The organism is Gilliamella apis (assembly GCF_002142155.1).
In the GTDB taxonomy this organism is placed as follows: domain Bacteria; phylum Pseudomonadota; class Gammaproteobacteria; order Enterobacterales; family Orbaceae; genus Gilliamella; species Gilliamella apis.
Genome location: NZ_NASD01000012.1, coordinates 55,428 through 76,992 on the forward strand (window position 1 = coordinate 55,428; position 21,565 = coordinate 76,992).

A 21,565-nucleotide genomic window follows, 5' to 3' on the forward strand; every position below is an offset into this window, starting at 1 on the left:
TAAATTATCTAGAAGCGCGTTTTAATATTATTTCTGTTGGTTGTTTTTGTAGATAAACCATTCTAGCAATTAACAGAAATGCAGCAACAGCAAGCCCTGATATAATCCCTATCCAAAATCCTGCTGCACCAATTGGTTCCATCACTAGATCAGTTAAGCCTAATATGTAACCAACTGGTAAACCAACAACCCAATAAGACAGTAAAGTAATAAAAAAGATGCTCTTAGTATCTTTATAACCACGTAATACATTACTTGCGACTACTTGTAAATAATCTGAAGCTTGATAGATGGCAAGTAAAATAATCAGTTGTAGACAGATGGTTATTACATCGATCTCATGAGTAAATATGGTTATTATTGGTGATCTAAAAATGACCAGAATTAATGCGACGATTACCGCTATCATGAAGGATATCGCTAAACTTATATAAGCAGTTTGCTTGGCTAGAATTGGTTTATTTTTACCCAATAAGTAACCGACACGAATACTGGTCGCCACGCCTAGAGATAATGGAATTGCAAATGTTAAACTACTAATAGTAAAGATAATTTGATGAGCAGCCACAGTTATTTGTCCGAGAGGGGCAATAAGTAAGGCAACTACAGCAAACAAGCTCATTTCAAAAAAGTAAGCAAGGGCTAAAGGTGTTCCTAACAGCACTATCTTTTTAATGATGGAAAAATCAACAAGCTTTGTTAATGGTGTTTTACGAATATCTCGTTGGCTAGCAGTAGTTAAGGTATATATACGGATTAAACCAAACATTAACCAGAAAATTATTGCTGCAGTAATACCACAACCGACACCACCAAAAGCAGGTAAGCCTAATTTGCCATAAATTAAAATATAGTTAATTGGAATATTAGCAAGTAAGGCAATGAATATTATTACCATGGCGGGTTTTGTGTTAGATAAACCTTCACATTGATTGCGGTAAACTAAAAATAGTAGAAATGCTGGTACTCCCCACATAATTGCACGTAAAAATGAAACGGCAACTTCAATCATGTCTGGATCAATCGGATTATCAGCGGAACTTCTTAAGCTAATTATTTTATCTGAATGATATAAAATTAACATTATGAACACAGATAAAATTAATGCAATCACCACACCTTGCCGTGTATGATCGGCAACTTGCTCACGTTTAGCTGCACCATTTAAGTTTGATATAATGGGAGTTAATACAGTCAATAGACCTTGACCAAATAATACTGTGGGTAACCAAATTGATACCGCTATAGCAACACCTGATAAGGCTGTTTTACTGTAATTTCCAGCCATAATTGTATCAACAAACGTTATTGCTGTTTGTGATATTTGAGCAATCATGACAGGGATAGCTAAGGTAATTAAATTTTTAATTTCATTTCGATAATGTAATTTCATTGGTTATTTACTGTTGTACAGTTCCCCATAAATCGTATTCATCTGAATGTTCAATATTGACCTTAACAATATCGCCAACTTTAACCGTTTTTTCTTCATTTAGATAGACTACACCATCTATTTCCGGTGCATCAGCCATACTTCGTCCAATTGCACCTTCAGCATCCACTTCATCGATAAGCACGGATAATGTTTTACCAATTTTGTTTTGTAGCTTACGGGTTGAAATTGTTTGTTGCAATTGCATAAACCGATGGAATCGTTCTTGTTTTATATGCTCCGGTATTTGATTGGCTAATTGATTAGCCGCAGCGCCTTCTACTGGACTATAAGGGAAACAACCGACACGATCTAATTGTGCTTGAGATAGAAAATCGAGCAGTAATTCAAAATCTTGTTCGGTTTCGCCTGGATAACCGACAATAAAAGTTGAACGTAGAGTGATTTCAGGACAAATATCTCGCCACTTATGAATTCTTTCAAGTGTTCTTTCAATGGTTCCCGGTCGTTTCATTGATTTTAATACAGTAGGGCTAGCATGTTGTAATGGTACATCCAAATAAGGTAAGATTTTGCCATCCGCCATTAAAGGAATTAAATTATCCACACTAGGGTAAGGATACATATAATGTAGTCGAACCCAAATACCAAGACTAGATAATTGTTCACAAAGGGTATGAATATCGGTTTTTAACGGCATACCATTCCAAAAATTGGTTCGGTTTTTTATATCAATACCATAAGCTGATGTATCTTGGGCAATAACCAATAATTCTTTCACCCCACTATCAACCAAACGCTTTGCTTCATCAAGCACATTACCGATTGGGCGACTGATCATTTCGCCACGTAATGAAGGAATAATACAGAATGAACAACTATGGTTGCAGCCTTCCGAGATTTTCAAATAAGCATAATGTTTTGGTGTTAGTTTTACCCCTTGTTCGGGTACTAAACTAGTAAATGGATTATAGGTAGGTTTAGGTGCATATTTATTAACATGCTCAAGTACAGCCTCATAACTGTGAGGTCCTGATATTTCAAGCACTTTAGGATGTACATCACGAATTTGATCTTCTTTAGCGCCAAGACAACCAGTCACAATAACTTTACCATTTTCATTTAGTGCTTCGCCAATGGCTTCTAATGATTCTTGTACCGCACTATCAATAAAACCACAGGTGTTAACAATTACTAAATCTGCATTATCGTAGCTAGGTACAACTTGATAACCCTGTGTACGTAATTCAGTTAAAATTCGCTCAGAGTCAACTAAATTTTTAGGACAACCAAGGCTCACAAATCCAATAGTAGGGGATGATGTATTCATAATATTTATAATAATTTAAAATTAATTGAGGTATTTATCGAGAATTTAAAAGTTTGCCAATTTAGATTATGACAACAGGCGAGCATTTTAACATATTTAACTTGAACCAAATAAAAATTTTTAGCGCAGTTACCATCTATAAAAATATAATTTCTTATGGCATGTATGTAACATGCTATTTATTGCAAATAATTTGAAGTTTATATTTTAATTATTTGTAATAGGTAATATCGATAAACCTTATTCGACGGATCACTAATATTAATACCCTTTGCATCTATTTTTTTCCTTTCAACAGAGCTAATAATTTATATAAAGTAATATTAGGTAATGTTATAGGAGGGTTAGGTAATTCATATATGATCAAATCATTTTGTTCAATTATTTCTTTTGCATTATATTTTGAAACAATGTCCGATATTGATGCACCCCATGTTAAACCTAGCGGAGCATCACGTTCATGCGTGAACCATAAAAGAAAATAATACTGCAACTAACAATAGTTTTTTCATTAATGTTTACTCTCCTTACATTCAATTGGCATGTAATAGTAAACAATAAAAAACACTTATCAATCATTTGATGAGGGGAATATTCTGAGGAAGGACAAGGTAAATCTGTTAATCAAAAAGCCCTTATAATGATAAGGGCTTTTGTGAAAGGAAGTTAATTTATTATAAAAAATCAATTTATTTTAATACATTAATTACTTCATCGATTTGACGATCTAAACTTTCAGCACCGCCACCAGATAAATACCAAAGGTCTGGTGTTAAATAAATAACTTCAGTTTTACTTTTTGCTAATACTTTTGTATTGAAGAAATCATTTTTCATCGCAGACTGGCCAATTGCTTTACTACGGTCTACAACATAAATAATATCTGGTTTAACTTTACTGATGTAATTATTATCAATAAAGGTTGGTTTTGGTTTACCAATACCATTGGTTGGTTGTGGCGCTAATGGTACTGCGCGTTTTACATGTAACACATCGTGAATTAATGCGGCACTAGAGCTTGCATTGATAAGGATCATTTTACCGTCATTATGAATAGCAACAATTGCTTTTTTATTACTTGCTTGAGCAACTAATTGTGCATTGCTTACTTTAGCATCTAATGATTGAATTAGATTGTTAGCTGTTTTTTCAGTACCAGTAATACTTGCTAATACATTGATATGATTTTTGGTCGATTCAAGGTAGTTTTTTGCATCAACGCTTAAATTAATTACTGGTGCGATTTTAGTAAATTCTTCCGTATGGCTTGCTTGTCGGCCGTCAATGATAATTAATTGCGGTTTAGCTTGTTTGATTGCATCAATATTTGGTTCCTTCATATTACCTGTATCAGTAATAGTTGCATTTTTATATTGTTGAAGATAAGCCGGAAGAACAGAAAGCGGTGTTGCTGTTACAATTGATCCTTTACCTAAAGCATCTAATGTATCTAAGGCTCCATAATTCATCACTACAACTTTATTTGGTGATTTAGGTACAACAACTGATTGTTTATTATCTGGATTTACTGTAATTGACGATTGACAACCAGTCAAACCTAACATTAACGCTGCTAAGCTACTTAATAATAGTTTTTTCTTAGTATTCATAATTAGTTCCTATATGTATGATGCAAATGATAACTATTATTGTTTAAAGGATTATGATTGTCTAGTAATAAATAATTTTTCGTAAGGATATTGATAATTATTCTCATATAGTATATTGTTACTCGCGGATTGCTTTGCAAAATATCAATATAATTAATAGGGTTATAACAATGAATACGAAGTTTAAGTTGGCTACACATGTCTTAAATACAAGTATTTTATTATCATTATCAGGTTTAGCGATGGCGGCTGATGATAAAAATACTGATACTATGGTGGTGACAGCATCAGGATTTTCTCAACAAATTAAGGAAGCTCCAGCAACAATTTCGGTGATCACGCCGGAAGAAATTAGCAAAAAACCTTATCGTGATGTTACCGATGCTCTGAAAGACATTCCTGGTGTCACAATAACTGGTGGCGGCGATTCGACCGATATTAGTATTCGTGGTATGGATGCCAAATATACATTATTATTAATTGATGGAAAAAAAGTTAGTACGCGTGAAACTAGACCAAATAGTGATAATTCTGGTTTCGAACAAGGCTGGTTACCTCCATTAACCATTATTGAGCGTATAGAGGTTGTCCGTGGACCTATGTCTTCTCTATATGGTTCAGATGCTATGGGTGGGGTAGTTAATATCATTACTAAAAAAGTGTCCAACAAATGGCACGGTGGTTTAAGGGTTGAATCAATTGTGCCTTATCGTTCTGATGAGAAAAATACCTATGTAGGTAGTTTTTCAACGATGGGCCCAATTATTGATGATATTTTAGGTATTCAATTATTTGGCCAATACAGCAAACGTAGTGAAGATAAGTTTTTAAATGGTCATTCAGGACAAAAATTACGTAGCTTAAATGGGAAAATATCACTTAATGCTACAGATACTCAGACATTTGATCTTGATTTTGGACGCTCTTTACAAAACAGTAATGCTTCAGGTGGTAAAACAAGACCAGTTAATCGCGGTGATTTTAATAGAGATAACCGTCGCAACTCTTTTGCTTTAACGCATAATGGTTTATTTGGCGATGTATCGACGACATCCTTTATTTCTCATGAAGGTAATAATAATCCAGAAAGAAAAATGAAAATTCGTAATACTAACGTTGACTCACGTGTGACAATTCCTTTCTCGATTAATATGTTAACTGCTGGTGGAGCATATACTTATCAAGAACTTCATGATAGAGGTAATCAGTTAAACAAAACTCTAACAAAAATTGATCGTTGGAGTTATGCATTATTCGCTGAGGATGAAATAAGTATTTTTGATAACTGGAGTATAACGGCTGGTTTGCGTTATAACAAAGATGAAAACTATGGTAGCAACTGGAATCCAAGAGTCTATAGTGTCTGGAATATTGATGATAACTTTACCTTAAAGGGTGGTTATTCAACTGGATTTGCAACACCACAACTACGCCAAGTTGTTTCAGATTGGGGACAGGTTACAGGTGGATCTGGAACAGGTAACAAAGGAATGATAATGGGTAATCCCGATTTAAAACCTGAAAAAACGGATTCATTTGAAATAGGCGTTGGTTATACCAATGATTATGGTATTGATGCATCTGCAACAGCTTTTTATACTAAATATAAAGATAAAATCCAGTCTTATTATATTTGTCGTGGTAAAGCAGGATCAAGAAATTGCCGAATCAATGGTTATAAAGAAAAATTTGATTTTGTTCAAGGCCGTGAGAATGTAGATAAAGCCGATCTTAAAGGTTTAGAACTATCATTTAAAACACCATTGTTTACTGATTTCTTGCTAAGTTCTAACTATTCTTGGACTAAAACAGAACAAAAAACTGGTAAAAATAAAGGTAAATCTTTAAATCGTACACCTAAGCAAAAATTCAATACTCAGCTTGATTGGAATCTAACCCAACAATTGGATTTATGGACTAAAGTTGCTTATTACGGAGTGGAAACAACTACGGATCGTAGTGGCAAAAAGATTGAATATCCAGGTTATACCTTCTGGGATGTGGGTGCATCTTTCCAAATAAATCAAAATGCTAAGATTTATGGTGGCGTTTATAACTTATTTGATAGAGATGTTTCTAACGATGATTTTGGTAAAACTTTAGAAGGTCGTCGTTACTTTGTTGGTACTGAAGTTAATTTCTAATTAATATTCATCAATAAAAGGTTGTTATAAATATTGAGTGGCTGTTAATACAGCCACTTTTTTATTTAATTAATAAACTATATATTAACATTTTAATTTATTAGTTATGATTGAGAATTACTTCACAAAAGGATTTTAAATAAGCATATGCCGAAATATGTCTATACGATTCTACTAGTTCTTGTATCTCTGCTAACCAGTTTGCCAGTATATGCTGTTATAGTATTAACTCGAATTAACTATGAAGATGGTTTCGACCCGTATGCAGCTATACTTGCAGTAGTTTCGCTTTTTGTTTTATGGCAAGTGTTTAAAATATGGTCAACATGGAAGGTTAAGCAATGGGAAAAAAAAGAACAGCAACAGAAGCTGCAAAAGAAAGCTGAAAGAGATCGATTATTTGCTGAGTCAAGAGCAAGAATGCGCTTAAAAAAACAATTAACTAAACAAAAATCCCGGAAGAAAAAAATTACAGAAGAAAAAACTCCAGAAAAATAATATCATTTCTTAATTGGTATTTAATCTATTCAGCTAATTTTTTTCATGATTAAAATTTTGAGGAAAGGGGTTTTTTAGCTTAATATAAATTGAAATTTCTTCATAATTATCATGAATAACCAATCATTTATATTTGTTCCATTCTTATCAAACTTAATAAAATATCATATTTTATCTTATTGAATTATTTATTGGTCTTAATCCATGGCATGCTAGACGATTTTGTAATATATTATCTATCATAGTGCAAGAAGTTACTACAGTGTTGAAAGGCAAACTTGATGGTTGTATTTGAAGATAAACAAGAGTCGGAATTACTTACAGAAATTGCAGTTGCATACTATGAGTATGAACAAACTCAAGAAGAAATCGCTCAGCGATTTGGTCTTTCACGCATTAAAGTTGGTCGTTTGCTAAAAAAAGCTAGAGCAGAAGGAATCGTTGAAATAAGTGTTAAATATCATCCGATATTTAGTTCTCGTATTGAACAGCAATTTGTTAACCATTTTGGTATCAAACGAGCTTTAATTGCTTTAGATCATCAAGACGAAGAAGAACAACGTAGACAAGTTGCTGCTCTGGTATCGAATTATCTGTCTAGTACTTTAAAAAATGGTATGACTGTTGCTGTGGGACAAGGGCGTAATGTCGCTGCTATTGCCAGCCATGTTGGTGTGTTTCCTGAAAAACAGTGTAAATTTATTTGTGGTATCGGTGGTACTCAGCGTGTCGGGGAAATTATTGATGCTGACCACATTAGTCGAAGTTTAGCCAGAAAATTTAGTGCAACTAGTGAGACTTTATACGCGCCAGCTTATGTAGAAAATCGTGAACTTAAACGTGCATTTATCCAAAATCGAGTTATTAAAGATACATTAGAAAGAGCGGCTAAAGCTGATATTGCTTTAGTTGGTATTGGCGATATGAATGAAAACTGTTATATGGTGCAGTTGGGCTGGTTTACTCCGCAAGAAGTCACTTACGCAACTTTAAACCAAGGTGTGATTGGTGATATTGCTGGATATGGTTTTTTTGATATCAATGGTAATCCGGTCGATACAACCATGAATGATCGAGTGATTGGTTTAAGTATTGAAGAATTACGTAATATTCCATGTGTTATTGCTATTGCTTCGGAAAATACTAAAGCAACCGCAATTTTAGGTGCACTACGGTCGGGCGTAATAGATATCATTGCGACAAGTGCTTCAAACGCTAGAACTATATTGAGTTTACAACAAAACAAAATCTAATTTAGCCAATAAGCTATTTGTAAACACATTACAAATAGCCTTGATTAATCTAGATCAAATTTAATTATAATAATCGTTTAATAATTCTATCCACTCTGATGCGGCTTAAACGTTTAATTAATTTATGTACCTGTTTTGGATAGAATTGGCTAGCTTGAATTTGTTGGAAATGGGTGACAAGTGCTGTTTTTTCACGAATAGTTGTGAGTTCTTGTTTAATCTGTTGTTGTAATTCATGTTTAGGATCATGAACAAGTATGGCATTTTCCAGATCTAAACGCCAAGCTCTTGGATTAAGATTATTACCTGTAATCATCATCCACTCATCATCTACCCAAATCCCTTTTAAGTGATAGGTTTGATCAGCATCTTTCCATAATCGAATGATTAACTGTTCCTTATCAATATAATTTTGTAGCCGTTCAACAAAACGTCTTAAGTTTATTTCATACAAATAAGGTAATCCACCCGAGATATTAAAAGGTTGGTCTTCAGGAATATAAAAGTCATTAGCTACTTTGTCACCAATAATGATTTCAACTTGTTTACCTTTTCTTAATAGACGAATGATGTCACGCACTAATATATTAGGTAAGTTAAAATAAGGTGTACAAAATGTGATTTTTTGTTCAGTCGTGTTTATTAGATGGTGAATAATTTTATTCAGTTGATTATTTCGGCCAAGACCAACAATTGGTGCTACGGATAAAGTTTCGTTATCACTATTTCCCGTATATTGATAATTAACATCCATGAGATGTTGGCGTAATTGTTTAATTTCTGACTTAATTTGTTTACGTGTTTTATGTTCACTAACATCCAACCGTTGAACGCCATCAAGTGGCAGAAAATTATCATTAACATAATTCACCATTGTATCCGCTAAAACTCTATTAGTGATAAAGTGATATCGATCATAACGGTATTTATCAAGTTTATATAAATAAACATTATTAATGCTAGCACCACTATAAATTACAGTATCATCAATTATGAATCCTTTTAAGTGTAATACACCTAAAACTTCTCGACGATTAACTGGCACACCATAAACCGGAATATCAACAGATGGATGTTGTTGTTTCAAATCATAATAGTAACGCGCATTCGTTTTGGTTTTATCTTCACCAATTCGACCCCGTTGAGCACGATGCCAATCAACAAAAATTTTGATGTCTAAGTTTGGTTGGTGGGTTTTAGCTTGATAAAGCGCATCAAGAATCTCGCGACCAGCTTCATCTTGTTCTAAATAAAGGGCAACAATATAGATACGATGTTGAGCTTTTTTTATCTGTTCAAGCAATGCAACTCTATAGGTTTTAGGATCATAAACAATCTGATATTGTTCAGCTTTCTGTTCAAGCTTGGCTAATTCGTTTAAATGTTTTTGATGATTATATTTTATAAAGGGTATTCGCATGTTCTAAATATTATTAAAACTGACACAAAGTGTAGAATAACACAATTTGTGCCAGAACATAATACTCCTATTATTCCGAGGTTAACCTATCATTAAATTGAGCGTATATACCTAAATATGTTTTAAGCTTGCTCATTAACCCATTGTTGAATAATTTTATAGCTTAAGGCTAAGACAACTGGGCCGATGAATAAACCCATAATTCCGAAGGCTAGAATTCCGCCAATTACCCCAAATAAGATAAGTAGGAAGGGGAGATCGGCGCCTTTCTTTATCAAATATGCTCGCATTACACTATCAAGGGTGGTCAAAATGATAGCCACAACAATTAAAACTATGCCTGATATAATATGCCCATCCCAAAATTGCCAAATGATACAACCTAACATGACAATAACAGGTCCAATTTGAGCAACGCAACAGATAAATAATATTAACGTTAAAATGCCTGGAAATGGCATTTTGGTAAAGATAAAACTCATTCCGCCAATTAATGCTAATGTAATAGCAGTGACAACTACGCCTAATGCCACCGCTCGTATTGATTGGCCCGCTAAGGTAACTGTTGTAGTGCCATATTGTTTAGATAAACGATTCGCCAAAACATAAACATATTTAGTGATACTTTCTCCCTTAAGAAACAGTAATAAACTAAAAATGATCATGACACCGGCATGGAAAATAAAAACTCCAATATTGGTTACTTGCTCTAAAAGCCAGCCAATCATGATGCCAATATAAGGTTGAATATCGGATATTAATTGTGAACCATCTGTTTTGATAAGCTCAAGCCATTTTTGGTGAACTTCTTCACCAAACATCGGAATATTGACCAACCAATCGAGGGTAGGTAATTCTCTATGCGATAACGTTCTAACCCATTCGACCAGATAATGACCATTTTGAGCAACACTACTAATTATTAAGATAAAAGGAATAACACAGACAAACGCTAGAATTATCGCCATGACTAATAAAGATAACCAACGTTTATTAAAGAGTTTTTTTTGGATTTTGATCATTAATGGCCAAGTTGCAATAACCACCATTACTGCCCAAAAAAAGCCAAATAAAAATACTTCGACTACTCGATAAGTTAAAACAATTAGTAAGCCTATCAAAAGTAAATTAAGAATTAATTTTAATAAATCATCAGTTTTTTTTTCTGCTGGCATTTTTATCTCATATTCATTAATCTAGATAATGTTATTATACGCATTATGTTCTAAAAAGCATACGTTGACGTATTAAGTTAGACAATTTTATTGGAGAAATAATAATGAAAAAATTAGTATTATTAGCATTGATGAGTGTGGCATTATCTGCTTGCGCAAATACGCAAAAAGCCCCGCAAGAGGTTCAAAAACTAAATGAAATTGCTCCATATCCGGATGCAAAAGCCGGTTCTACTCGTTATGTTATTCATTTACCAAACTTAAAAGATGAAGTTAACGCTAAAGTAGAAATATTAATTGGTAAAGAGATGAATGTTGATTGCAATACTCAAAGTTTAGGTGGAGTTGTTAAAGAACAAGAGCTTAAAGGTTGGGGATATTCTTACTATGTTGTTGAAGAAGCTAAAGGTAGCATCTCTACTATGATGGCTTGCCCTGAAGGTACTAATGAGAATAAATTTGTTTCTATCAACCATAAGTTAGGTTTATTAAATTATAACAGCCGATTACCATTAGTATTCTATGTTCCAAACGATTTAACGGTTAAATATCGTGTATGGCAACCAGAAGCAAAAATTTTGCAAGCTAGCGCCGAATAAAAAAAGTAAATTAATTGTTAATAACTAGCTAAAAAAGGGTTGATTGATTAAAATCTAGTCACTTAGCCCTTAATCTTAGAATATTTGATTTTTTAAGTAGACATCTGGAAAAAAAAAGGTATTTTATCCCACGTAATGCAAGGTTAGCTCTACATGTTCATTAATTATATTAATGACTTGTGATTGCCTGATTACCTCGGTTTCACCATATTATTAGATTCAATAATAATGGTAAAATTTGGGGGTCCGTTGTATTTAACAATGGGCTTGTGTCTAACATGTAATATCCCTAACTAGAGGAGAAGTGGTGAGCATGTTTACTCAACGTAAAACAATTCTTTCAATCATCGCTGGTGTATCACTAGCATTATCTCAAACTGCTGTAGCTAAAGACCGTGTTGTGCATTTTTACAACTGGGCAGGTCAAATTGGTAATAGTACAATCTCTGATTTTGAAAAATCAACTGGTATCAAACTAGTTTATGATGTGTATGATTCCAATGAAGCGCTTGAAGGTAAACTAATGGCCGGTCATTCAGGTTTCGATGTGGTTTCTCCTTCAGACAGTTTTTTAGCTAGACAGATCAAAGCTGATATCTATCTACCATTAGATAAAAGTAAATTACCTAATTGGAACAACCTTGATCCTAATTTAATGAAGTTAATGGCTAACCATGATCCCGATAATAAGTATGCAATCCCATATGTATGGATGACTACAGGTATTGGTTATAACATTGATAAAGTTAAAGAACGTCTTGGTGAAAATGCCCCAGTTGATAGTTGGGATTTAGTTTTTAAACCTGAAAATATGGAAAAACTTAAAGATTGTGGTGTGGCATTCTTGGATGCTCCAACTGAAATCTTTGCTAGTGCTCTTCAATATTTAGGTAAAGATCCAAACAGCACCGATGCTAAAGATTATACAGAAGCTGCTTATGGTGTGTTGGCAAACGTCAGACCAAATATTCGTTATTTCCATTCATCTCAATATATTACTGACTTAGCAAATGGCGATATTTGTGTAATTTTAGGTTGGGCAGGCGATATTTTACAAGCTCGCGACAGAGCTAACGAAGCTAATAATGGTGTTCATATTAATTACAACATCCCGAAAGAAGGTGCACTGGTTTTCTTTGATACCCTTGCTATTCCAAAAGATGCAGCTAATCCTGATGAAGCACATGAGTTTTTAAACTTTATTTTGAAACCAGAAATTGCAGCTCAGGTTACTAATGATGTTAACTTTGCTAGTCCAAATAAAGTTGCTAACGATAAGTTTGTAAAACCTGAAGTGAGAAATGATCCAGCGGTTTATCCAAAACCAGAAGTGATGGAAAAATTATTCACTTTAACGGTGAAAGAACCCAAACTTGAGCGAGTGATCACTCGTACATGGACAAAATTGAAAACGGGTAAATAACCGTTTGAAAATGTCAACTAATTGACTTATACATTCTAGACGGGAGGGTTTTAAATCTTTCCGTCTCGTTTTTTTTGGCTTGTTGTTATGAGGAAAAAAGCGTGAACGATAAAACAACAAATCAGGTACAGCCTAAAAAAAAGATGATAACTCCATTATTGGAGATCAAAAATTTAACTAAAGTTTTTAATGATGATTATTATGCCGTTGATGATGTCAATTTAACCATTTATACCGGAGAGATTTTTGCCTTATTAGGCGCTTCGGGTAGTGGTAAATCAACATTATTGCGGATGCTTGCCGGTTTTGAACAACCGACTTCAGGACAAATTATTTTAGATGGTAAAGATTTATCTCAAGTACCACCTTACAATCGCCCTATAAATATGATGTTTCAATCGTATGCTCTTTTTCCTCACATGACGGTTGAGCAAAATATTGCCTTTGGTTTAAAACAAGATAAATTAGATAAAAATGAAATTAAACATAGAGTTGAAGAGATGTTGGAACTTGTTCATATGGAACAGTTTGGCAAACGTAAACCTCATCAACTTTCGGGTGGTCAAAGACAACGTGTCGCTTTAGCCAGAAGCTTAGCGAAAAGACCAAAATTACTACTGTTAGATGAACCAATGGGCGCATTGGATAAACAACTTCGTGATCGAATGCAACTTGAAGTGGTTAGCATTCTAGAACAAGTAGGCGCAACCTGTGTAATGGTTACCCATGATCAGGAAGAAGCCATGACTATGGCAGGCCGTATTGCGATTATGAATAAAGGTCAGTTTGTGCAGATAGGTGAGCCTGAAGAGATCTATGAACATCCAAATAGCCGTTATAGTGCCGAGTTTATTGGTTCTGTAAATGTTTTTGACGGTATTTTACAAGAGACCTTAGAAGATGGATTAATTATCAGTTGTCCGATGATTAAACACCCATTAAAAGTCGATTACGATTCACCGGCGGTTGAAGGTGTGCCAATTCAAGTCGCATTAAGACCGGAAAAAATTAAACTTTGTGATGAAATTCCAGCCGATGGCTATAATGTTGCAACGGGTGAAGTGGTTGAAATTGCTTATTTAGGTGATCTGTCGATTTACCATGTTAAATTACAAAGTGGACAGATTATTATTGCTCAACTACAAAACGAACATCGTTATCGTAAAGGAATGCCAACTTGGGGTGATATTGTCAACTTAAGTTGGGAAATTGATAGCTGTGTTGTACTGACCGAATAAACACAAGAGGATAAATTGATGCGATCCATTTTATGGGGTTTGTTGTTAAATGCCTTAGTGTTACTTGGTGTTTATTTACGTTTTGTAACCATCAATGCATTTGACAATCTGTTTTTAGATGCGTTATTTACGTCAATGGTATTAAGTTTATTAGTATCATGTGTTGGCGCATATTTGGCACATTATAAACCATCTAAATTTGCTTATCGGTTGATTATAGCCGGCAGTATTTTATATATACCTGCTGGATTAGGTTTAGTAGCGATCTATTATGCTTATCGTAAGATGCGACTACAACGTGATGATTCTGATTTGATGACACTCTATGGCCGTCTATTAGTAATAGCTATTCCATATTGTTGGATGTTGTTGCTATTTTTATTACCGTTTTTGATTGTATTTCGAATCAGTTTTTCCGAAGTGGCGATAGCCGTACCACCTTATACTGAACTGCTAAGTTATGAAGATGGCCTAGTTAATATTGTTTTAAACTTTGGTAATTATTTTAATTTACTCGAAGATACTATTTATCTAGACTCGTATTTACAATCTTTAAAAGTTGCAGCAATTTCCACATTGCTATGTATTTTAATCGGTTACCCTTTGGCTTGGGCTATTTCACAATGTAAACCGTCAACCAGAAATATTTTATTGTTATTAATCATTTTGCCATCATGGACTTCGTTTCTAATTCGGGTTTATGCTTGGATTGGAATTTTAAATCCTAATGGTCTATTAAATAATTTCTTAATGTGGTTAGGGGTTATAGATCAGCCATTAATCATAATGAAAACCTATCTGGCGGTTTATATCGGTATTGTCTATTCTTATTTACCATTTGTGGTATTACCAATTTATACCTCATTAAGTAAAGTAGACACAACGTTGATTGAAGCGGCGTTAGATCTTGGTTGTAAACCAATTAAAACCTTCTTCAAGATTATTGTACCGTTAACCAAAAATGGCGTTATTGCCGGAGGTATGTTGGTATTCATTCCTGCGGTAGGTGAATATGTTATCCCAGAATTATTAGGACCATCCGATGGTCTAATGATTGGTACACAGTTATGGACTGAATTCTTCAATAATCACGATTGGCCAGCCGCGTCAGCAGTGGCAACAGTAATGTTATTGATATTAATTGTACCTATCTACTACTTTAATAAGTTCCAGAACCGAGAAATGGGAGGTAAATAAATGAATAATTTACCATTAGTCATACGATCAGCATTGATTGTTTTTATTGCTGCATTATTCGGTTCAATAGTGCTATCGGTTTTGATCTCTGCATCAGGATTTGCGCTATTAGGTAGTGCTAGCCTGTATGTCGGATGCTTGCTATTTAGCCTTATCTTAACAACCATTGTAACAATCGCGTTATTAGTGAGATGTTTAAAAGGATTGATTCTCTTAGTAGTATTTTCTTTTTTATATATCCCTATGATTATTCTGATTGTTTATTCGTTCAATAGTTCAAGGCTTGTGACGGTATGGGCAGAATTTTCAACCAAATGGTATGTTGAGTTAATACATAATGACACTTTACTCAAAGCAGTAGGATTGAGTTTGACTATCGCGGCAGGTGCAGCCTCATTAGCGATTGTACTGGGTACTTTAGCTGCTTTTACTATCATTCGGTTTAGACGATTCCGTGGCTCTAACCTGTTCTCGTTTATGACTACTGCACCGTTAGTTATGCCTGATGTCATTACTGGTTTAGCCTTATTATTGCTATTTGTCGGAATGGGACAAGTGCTTGGTTGGCCAAAAGAACGCGGTGCAATGACTATTTGGATGGCGCATGCAACATTCTGTACCGCTTATGTAACGGTTGTTATTAGCGCAAGATTACGAGAGTTAGACAAGTCAATTGAAGAAGCAGCTTTAGATCTTGGTGCGAATCCATTGAAGGTATTTTTTATTATTACTTTACCAATGATTGCCCCTGCACTGGTTTCCGGTTGGTTATTGGCATTTACTTTATCACTTGATGATGTGGTTATTGCTAATTTTGTTACTGGACCTGGTGCAATGACATTACCTAAACTAGTATTTTCTAAGGTTCGTTTAGGTGTCGACCCACAAGTTAATGCTTTAGCGACCATTATTTTAATAATTGTTGGTATTATCGGCTTTATTTCATGGCTTTGGATGCGTCGCGCCGAAAAACGACATTTAAGAGAAATTCGCATGCGTTAATCTGATTATTAATTATATTGCCGCTTTTGCGGCAATTTTTTTATCCTTATAAAATATACGTGTTTTTTTAGCCGTTTTATATTATAGTGTGCACAGTCAGTTTACTGACAAAATTCTCAGGGCGGGGTGTAATTCCCCACCGGTGGTATAGCCCACGAGCGCTTAGTAAAATTCGATTTTATTAAGGACAGCAGATTTGGTGAGATTCCAAAGCCGACAGTTAAAGTCTGGATGAAAGAGAGTGACTTATCTTTTCTATAATTAGCGTTATAGCTAAATCACTATGGTCAAGCACTTGCCCTGGTTCTGGTATTTAATATATTTATCACTTAGTAACTTTATAATAATTAAGGATAAATATAATTAGTTTAATAAAACAGGATAGGTATCTACCATGAATCAGTTTAATTTAAATGAATTTGGCACATCAATAGAGCGAGTAAACAAAGCAATTGCTTCAATCAAAGCTGGATCTGGGGTGTTAGTTTTGGATGATGAAGATCGTGAAAACGAAGGTGACATTATCTGGGCAGCGCAAACTATTACCACTCAGCAAATGGCATTAACTATTCGTCATGGTAGCGGTATAGTTTGTTTATGTATGCCACAATCCTATTGTGATAAATTAGGATTGCCGATGATGGTGGCAAATAATACTAGTAAAAATCACACTGCTTTTACTATTTCTATCGAAGCGGCAAAAGGTGTTACCACTGGTGTGTCAGCGGCGGATAGGGTCACAACAGTAAAAGCTGCGGTCGCCGACGACGCTAAACCAAGTGATTTGAATCATCCCGGACATGTCTTTCCATTAGTTGCCAAAGAGGGTGGGGTATTAAACCGTCGGGGACACACCGAAGCCTCTGTGGATTTAGTGGCATTAGCGGGCTATAAACCAGCAGCAGTGATTTGTGAATTAACGAATGATGATGGTTCAATGGCTAGAGCGCCACAAGTTGTTGCGTTTGCAAAACAGCATCAGCTACCGGTAGTCACCATTGAAGATATAGTGGCCTATCGTAAATTATTATAATGTTTTTAATAATCCGCCGAAGTAATCGGCGGATTTTTTTGTTTAACCTAAAACCTTCAAAGCACAAGTTTTAGTAATTTTTACACCATTTTCTAATGCTGATGTATCAAAAGTCATATCAGGATGATGTAAACCTGGTGTTAAATCGACACCTAAGCCCCAAAAACCAGATTTTACATCTCTTTCGCATGGATAATTGAAGAAATCTTCGCCGCCAGGTGTGAAAATAGGATCTTTCAATCCCTCTTTTCCGAGTACATCGGTAATAGATTCAGCGATGATTTTAGTTACTTCATCATCTATTTCTGCTGCTGGGATTTCTTTTGATACTTTGATATCAGCCTTTGCACCGATAGATGCCACACTTAATTCAATCGCTTTGAGCGTTTTGGCTTTTAATTCATCCATAGCTGGGTTGGTTGGTGCGCGTAAATCCCAACAAACATATGCCTCGGACGGAATAGCATTGGTTACACCGGCATCACATATACAACGTGTTGCTTTGACGCTATATGTTAAACTTGGTGCTAGATGAATGGTATTTACTGCTTGAATCGCCATAGTTGCCGCATCTAAAGCGTTAACGCCTAAATGAGGTCTTGCCCCATGAGCTGGTATACCATGAATATTGACTTCAACTGTGGTTGAAGCCGAATAGAACATAGCGGCTGATGCAAAGCCTTTAGGGCATTCTTCTTTAGGGCGAACATGTAAACCTATGATCATATCAACATCATCAATTGCACCGCCTTCAATCATAGCCAATGCACCAGAACCTAACTCTTCAGCTGGTTGAAAAATCAATTTTAGTTTACCTTTTTTGATATTTCCTTCTTTGATAAGCTCTTGTGCTGCGGTCAATAACATTGATGAATGTCCATCGTGACCACAAGTGTGTCTGGCACAATGTTGGCCATCAATTATGTGTCCTAAGGCATCCATATCCGCACGTAATGCCAGTACAGGACCTGATTTACCACTATCATATTCTGCAACAATACCTGTAGTATTATTTATATTACGGGTTACTTTGTAGCCAGCTTCTTCTAGTTTACTTGCTATATAGTTTGATGTTTTAACTTCTTCAAATCCTAGCTCAGGAATTTGATGCAAATAGTGGTAGTGTTCGAGTACGTTCGACATAGATATCTCCTTTATCACACAATAAATCGCATAATGATCATAGCTATTAACGCATTAACAATACTATTAACCATTAATAGTGGCCAATATTTTTTAGGCACATCGGCAACACCAAGTAGACGGCCCATATATTGTAATTGTGAGCCCATTAAGAAAATAGCTGGTGCTAATATAGTGATATCAGTACCAGTGAGAATAGCACCACTAATTAAATTTACTGCAACACCCGTTCCAGCCGAGGCTGATAACCAAGCTGTCAATAAAACGGTAATCGCTTCACCAGGTAAGCCAAATAGTCCCATAACTGGGGCAAATGCTTCACCAATTAATTGCATTAAGCCAAGTCTTTTTAGGATTTCGGTAATAACAAATGCCATAATGATATTTGGCATTAAATTATTAATGGCAATATTAAAGCCCTTACGAGCACCAATGACAAAAATGTCTAATGGATTGTTAGTCTGTTTTTGATTGCTTGAATTACTCATTGATAAAATCCTTTTTATAAACTGAATTTAACACAAGGCGGACTAAAATTGCACCGACAAATTTCAATACAATCATAATGACAAGTGGCGTAAATATTGCGACAGACATCGAAGCGAATAGTGCTGAACCAATCGAAAAATAGTTATTTATTAACCCGGCTCCAGAATATTGCCATGCGCTAATGATGACCAGATCTTTTTTAGTGATCTGCTTCTCATCATATAATTCCTTGGTTAATACCGCGCCAGCGTCAGTACTTTGTAAGTCAGTAATTAATGCTAAACCTGTTTTACCCGGGACACCTAAGATAGGTTTAAGTAATGGTGTTAATAATTTGTGAGCAGCACGGATGGTACCATAATGGGTAAAGATTTCTAATACGCCTAATGCAAGCATAACGGTTGGGATTAATGACAGAGCGAAAATAAAGCCGGCTCTGGCGCTAACTCCACCCTCACCAACGAAGGTATTTTTCTCTGGATGGAGCATTGTGCCAAACTTACCACTTAAACTAGTAAAATCAAATGCCCCCAACCAAGCTTTTCCATCTACATTATAAAATAGTCCGGAAAAAAACAGTATGGCCACAATAAGTGATACATAAGCTTTTATGCCGACTTTAAATTCATCGTCCGATTTTTTTGACATTGTCTATTCCTTTTTATTTATCTGACTTATTCTTTAATAAAAGTATTAAATAAGTTGTGTTTAAAGTACTTGAATTGTTTTGCTTTCGAAAAGAATTAAAGCACTAAGCGAAGTATTCTATATTGATTTAATTGAAAAAAAACCCCTTTCAGCAAATTTTTTACAATTCAAATTGTCTATATTCATTAATTCATATTAATAATAAAGCTAAACTATCGTTGGTATTAAAGGCAGAATCAACCCAATAAAAGCTGATCATGTTGGGTAAGAAATATGGGTTAAAAGTACTATATTTCTTTCTATTTTTAATGATTTTTTGAGAAAGTTATTTAAAAGCATGTAATTAACAATTACTCAAGGCTTGCCATTTTGCAACCGTCATTATAGAATTATAAATATATGGCAAGAAATAGTAATAAAGTATCAATAACCTGTTTGCAAAATTATCGATATTTTATATAAAGTTGAATTGTTTCTCTGCATAAACATCATAATCTTTAGGTGGCAAGCCTTCTAGTTTGCGAACCGTCTTTTGTTTTCATTAAGCACATTAATGAAAAGACAAAATTAAGCAATATAAATTAAAAATAAAAAAATAATGAGGTCATTATGTACAGCAGGAATAAAGAGTGGGCATTTGTTGTTCTCACCTGCTTTTTTGAATTGTGTTGGGTATTTGGGTTCACTACAGCAAGTCAGTGGTGGCATTGGGTTATTATTATATTGGTAATTGTTGTTGATTTTACTTTTTTAACTAATGCGTGTAAAACCATTCCTACTGGCACAGTGTATGCAATTTTTTCGGGCGTCGGTGCAATTGGTTCGCTGGTTATAGATATGTTTTTATTCGGTAAAGAAATCAAACCTATTGAAATATTTTTTGTTGCATTAATTATTATTGGCGTTGTGCAACTTAAACGAGCAGATAGCTAATTAACTGAAATTTGGATTATGATATGGGATGGTTATTTATTTTAACTGCTGCAATATTTGAAGTTATTGGTGCAATAGGCCTTAAGCTTTATTCACAACAAAAAAATCTATTGCGATTAACACTATATTGGGGCGGTTTTTTTGTTTCGTTTTCATTATTTTATTTTTCATTAAAGTATCTGGATTTAAGTATAGTTTATCCAGTATGGGTAGGACTAGGTACTTCAGGTGCTGTATTAGCTAATATGTTTATTTTCAAAGAACCGAAAAATTTCACTCGAATATTTGGTCTTACTGTAATTGTTATTGGTATTGTAGGCTTGCATTTTACGATGTGATAAAAATTAATTTATTTTTTTAAATCAATTTTTTATGTCATTTTTATTTTAGAGTATTTGCATTAAAATCTAAACTTCTATACAATAACCAACACTTCTTTAGTGGGTTGTTAGCTCAGTCGGTAGAGCAGTTGACTCTTAATCAATTGGTCGCGGGTTCGATCCCCTCACAACCCACCATTCTTTTTTTTAACCTCATATTCAATTGTTAAAAATCCCTTTTAGAATAAGACTTTATACTATAAGCACTACTTGCATTTAATTGCGTCAAATTGCATATGCATTTGTATACGTTTTTGTATACGCTAACAATATTCATATAAACGTATACAAATACGGCGGGAATACTTACGGCAACTAACAAATTGACAGATATAAAAAATATGAAGCAAGTGATGGTAATAGTTTATCTATATAAGTTAAAAAAATGACACAAAAATTTGACGGTTTAGATATTTAAGACACGATACAAAAAAAGACTAATCAGCTAAGCTTGGTGAAATATCCTTACATTTTTCTAGCTTTTGCAAAAGAAAAAATAGATGAATTTAAAACATTAGTGCTAGTTGGTGTAGATCCCGCAAAATTTGAAAGAAGGATTTAATATAGATAGTTTGATTAATAAACAAATAGCTTTAAAAGAATTACAAAAATATAAATATAATTTTACGACAAATAAAAGTTGCGTTATGTCAAATA

General features: G+C 34.4%; 18 protein-coding genes, 1 tRNA gene, 1 pseudogene and 1 riboswitch. Of the genes and pseudogenes, 12 read left to right on the forward strand and 8 right to left on the reverse strand.

The features are described 5' to 3' along the window. Positions 1-4: 4 nt before the first annotated feature. From B6C84_RS07115 to B6C84_RS07130, 3 genes are all read right to left on the reverse strand, one after another. Positions 5-1,393, reverse strand: coding sequence for an MATE family efflux transporter (locus tag B6C84_RS07115; RefSeq protein ID WP_086354013.1), 1,389 nt, complete (start codon positions 1,391-1,393; stop codon positions 5-7). A 7-nt stretch (positions 1,394-1,400) separates the two neighbouring features. Continuing rightward, positions 1,401-2,723 (reverse strand): 30S ribosomal protein S12 methylthiotransferase RimO, encoded by a 1,323-nt coding sequence (rimO, locus tag B6C84_RS07120; protein ID WP_086354014.1) that lies wholly within the window; start codon positions 2,721-2,723, stop codon positions 1,401-1,403. A 689-nt stretch (positions 2,724-3,412) separates the two neighbouring features. After that, a complete protein-coding gene (locus B6C84_RS07130; protein ID WP_086354016.1) occupies positions 3,413-4,333 on the reverse strand; it encodes an ABC transporter substrate-binding protein in 921 nt (306 codons plus the stop codon). A 170-nt stretch (positions 4,334-4,503) separates the two neighbouring features. Between B6C84_RS07130 and B6C84_RS07135 the strand changes: the two genes are divergently transcribed. The 3 genes from B6C84_RS07135 (at position 4,504) to B6C84_RS07145 (ending at position 8,228) form a co-directional block, all read left to right on the forward strand. Then, the gene (locus tag B6C84_RS07135) at positions 4,504-6,477 is read left to right on the forward strand and encodes a TonB-dependent receptor domain-containing protein (protein ID WP_086354017.1); all 1,974 of its coding nucleotides are present in this window, start codon (positions 4,504-4,506) and stop codon (positions 6,475-6,477) included. Between the two features lie 147 nt (positions 6,478-6,624). Beyond that, positions 6,625-6,975 carry a hypothetical protein gene (locus tag B6C84_RS07140; protein WP_034902502.1) on the forward strand — a complete coding sequence of 117 codons (351 nt, stop codon included), beginning with the start codon at positions 6,625-6,627 and terminating at the stop codon, positions 6,973-6,975. Between the two features lie 281 nt (positions 6,976-7,256). Beyond that, positions 7,257-8,228, forward strand: a complete 972-nt coding sequence (locus B6C84_RS07145) for a sugar-binding transcriptional regulator (RefSeq protein ID WP_065579183.1) — start codon at positions 7,257-7,259, stop codon at positions 8,226-8,228. A gap of 64 nt (positions 8,229-8,292) precedes the next feature. On the opposite strand, the gene pssA is transcribed toward B6C84_RS07145, so the two are convergent. Together pssA and ydiK are read right to left on the reverse strand one after the other, a co-directional pair. Then, positions 8,293-9,648 carry a CDP-diacylglycerol--serine O-phosphatidyltransferase gene (gene pssA, locus B6C84_RS07150; RefSeq protein ID WP_086320519.1) on the reverse strand — a complete coding sequence of 452 codons (1,356 nt, stop codon included), beginning with the start codon at positions 9,646-9,648 and terminating at the stop codon, positions 8,293-8,295. A gap of 122 nt (positions 9,649-9,770) precedes the next feature. Continuing rightward, positions 9,771-10,823 (reverse strand): AI-2E family transporter YdiK, encoded by a 1,053-nt coding sequence (ydiK, locus tag B6C84_RS07155; protein WP_065579181.1) that lies wholly within the window; start codon positions 10,821-10,823, stop codon positions 9,771-9,773. A gap of 104 nt (positions 10,824-10,927) precedes the next feature. Here ydiK and eco point away from each other — a divergent pair, with 104 nt between their 5' ends. The 6 genes and pseudogenes from eco (at position 10,928) to ribB (ending at position 17,315) form a co-directional block, all read left to right on the forward strand. After that, entirely contained in the window at positions 10,928-11,422 is a 495-nt protein-coding gene (gene eco, locus B6C84_RS07160) for a serine protease inhibitor ecotin (protein WP_086354018.1), read from the forward strand. A 313-nt stretch (positions 11,423-11,735) separates the two neighbouring features. Next, positions 11,736-12,845, forward strand: a complete 1,110-nt coding sequence (locus B6C84_RS07165) for an extracellular solute-binding protein (protein ID WP_065579179.1) — start codon at positions 11,736-11,738, stop codon at positions 12,843-12,845. A gap of 101 nt (positions 12,846-12,946) precedes the next feature. Next, on the forward strand, positions 12,947-14,083 hold the full coding sequence (potG, locus tag B6C84_RS07170) for a putrescine ABC transporter ATP-binding subunit PotG (RefSeq protein WP_217332069.1): 1,137 nt from the start codon (positions 12,947-12,949) through the stop codon (positions 14,081-14,083). Between the two features lie 321 nt (positions 14,084-14,404). Further along, positions 14,405-15,280: pseudogene (gene potH / locus B6C84_RS07175) on the forward strand (putrescine ABC transporter permease PotH); the annotation flags it as partial. A gap of 243 nt (positions 15,281-15,523) precedes the next feature. Further along, a complete protein-coding gene (locus tag B6C84_RS07180; RefSeq protein ID WP_081299972.1) occupies positions 15,524-16,282 on the forward strand; it encodes an ABC transporter permease subunit in 759 nt (252 codons plus the stop codon). A 108-nt stretch (positions 16,283-16,390) separates the two neighbouring features. Beyond that, positions 16,391-16,529: riboswitch (FMN riboswitch) on the forward strand. 147 nt (positions 16,530-16,676) lie between these two features. Then, the gene (gene ribB / locus B6C84_RS07185; protein WP_086320516.1) at positions 16,677-17,315 is read left to right on the forward strand and encodes a 3,4-dihydroxy-2-butanone-4-phosphate synthase; all 639 of its coding nucleotides are present in this window, start codon (positions 16,677-16,679) and stop codon (positions 17,313-17,315) included. A gap of 42 nt (positions 17,316-17,357) precedes the next feature. On the opposite strand, the gene B6C84_RS07190 is transcribed toward ribB, so the two are convergent. From B6C84_RS07190 to B6C84_RS07200, 3 genes are read right to left on the reverse strand one after another with little or no spacing between them, the layout of a single operon-like run. Continuing rightward, the gene (locus B6C84_RS07190) at positions 17,358-18,458 is read right to left on the reverse strand and encodes a M20 peptidase aminoacylase family protein (RefSeq protein ID WP_086320515.1); all 1,101 of its coding nucleotides are present in this window, start codon (positions 18,456-18,458) and stop codon (positions 17,358-17,360) included. Between the two features lie 14 nt (positions 18,459-18,472). Continuing rightward, positions 18,473-18,946 carry a YjiG family protein gene (locus B6C84_RS07195; RefSeq protein WP_034902524.1) on the reverse strand — a complete coding sequence of 158 codons (474 nt, stop codon included), beginning with the start codon at positions 18,944-18,946 and terminating at the stop codon, positions 18,473-18,475. After that, on the reverse strand, positions 18,939-19,595 hold the full coding sequence (locus tag B6C84_RS07200) for a nucleoside recognition domain-containing protein (protein WP_065579176.1): 657 nt from the start codon (positions 19,593-19,595) through the stop codon (positions 18,939-18,941). The genes B6C84_RS07195 and B6C84_RS07200 overlap by 8 nt, the downstream gene beginning before the upstream one ends. Positions 19,596-20,204: 609 nt before the next feature. Here B6C84_RS07200 and B6C84_RS07205 point away from each other — a divergent pair. From B6C84_RS07205 to B6C84_RS07215, 3 genes are all read left to right on the forward strand, one after another. Beyond that, a complete protein-coding gene (locus tag B6C84_RS07205; RefSeq protein ID WP_065579175.1) occupies positions 20,205-20,528 on the forward strand; it encodes a DMT family transporter in 324 nt (107 codons plus the stop codon). Positions 20,529-20,551: 23 nt separating this feature from the next. Beyond that, entirely contained in the window at positions 20,552-20,866 is a 315-nt protein-coding gene (locus tag B6C84_RS07210; protein WP_086320514.1) for a DMT family transporter, read from the forward strand. Positions 20,867-20,970: 104 nt separating this feature from the next. Beyond that, a tRNA-Lys gene (locus tag B6C84_RS07215) sits at positions 20,971-21,046 on the forward strand. Positions 21,047-21,565 lie beyond the last annotated feature (519 nt).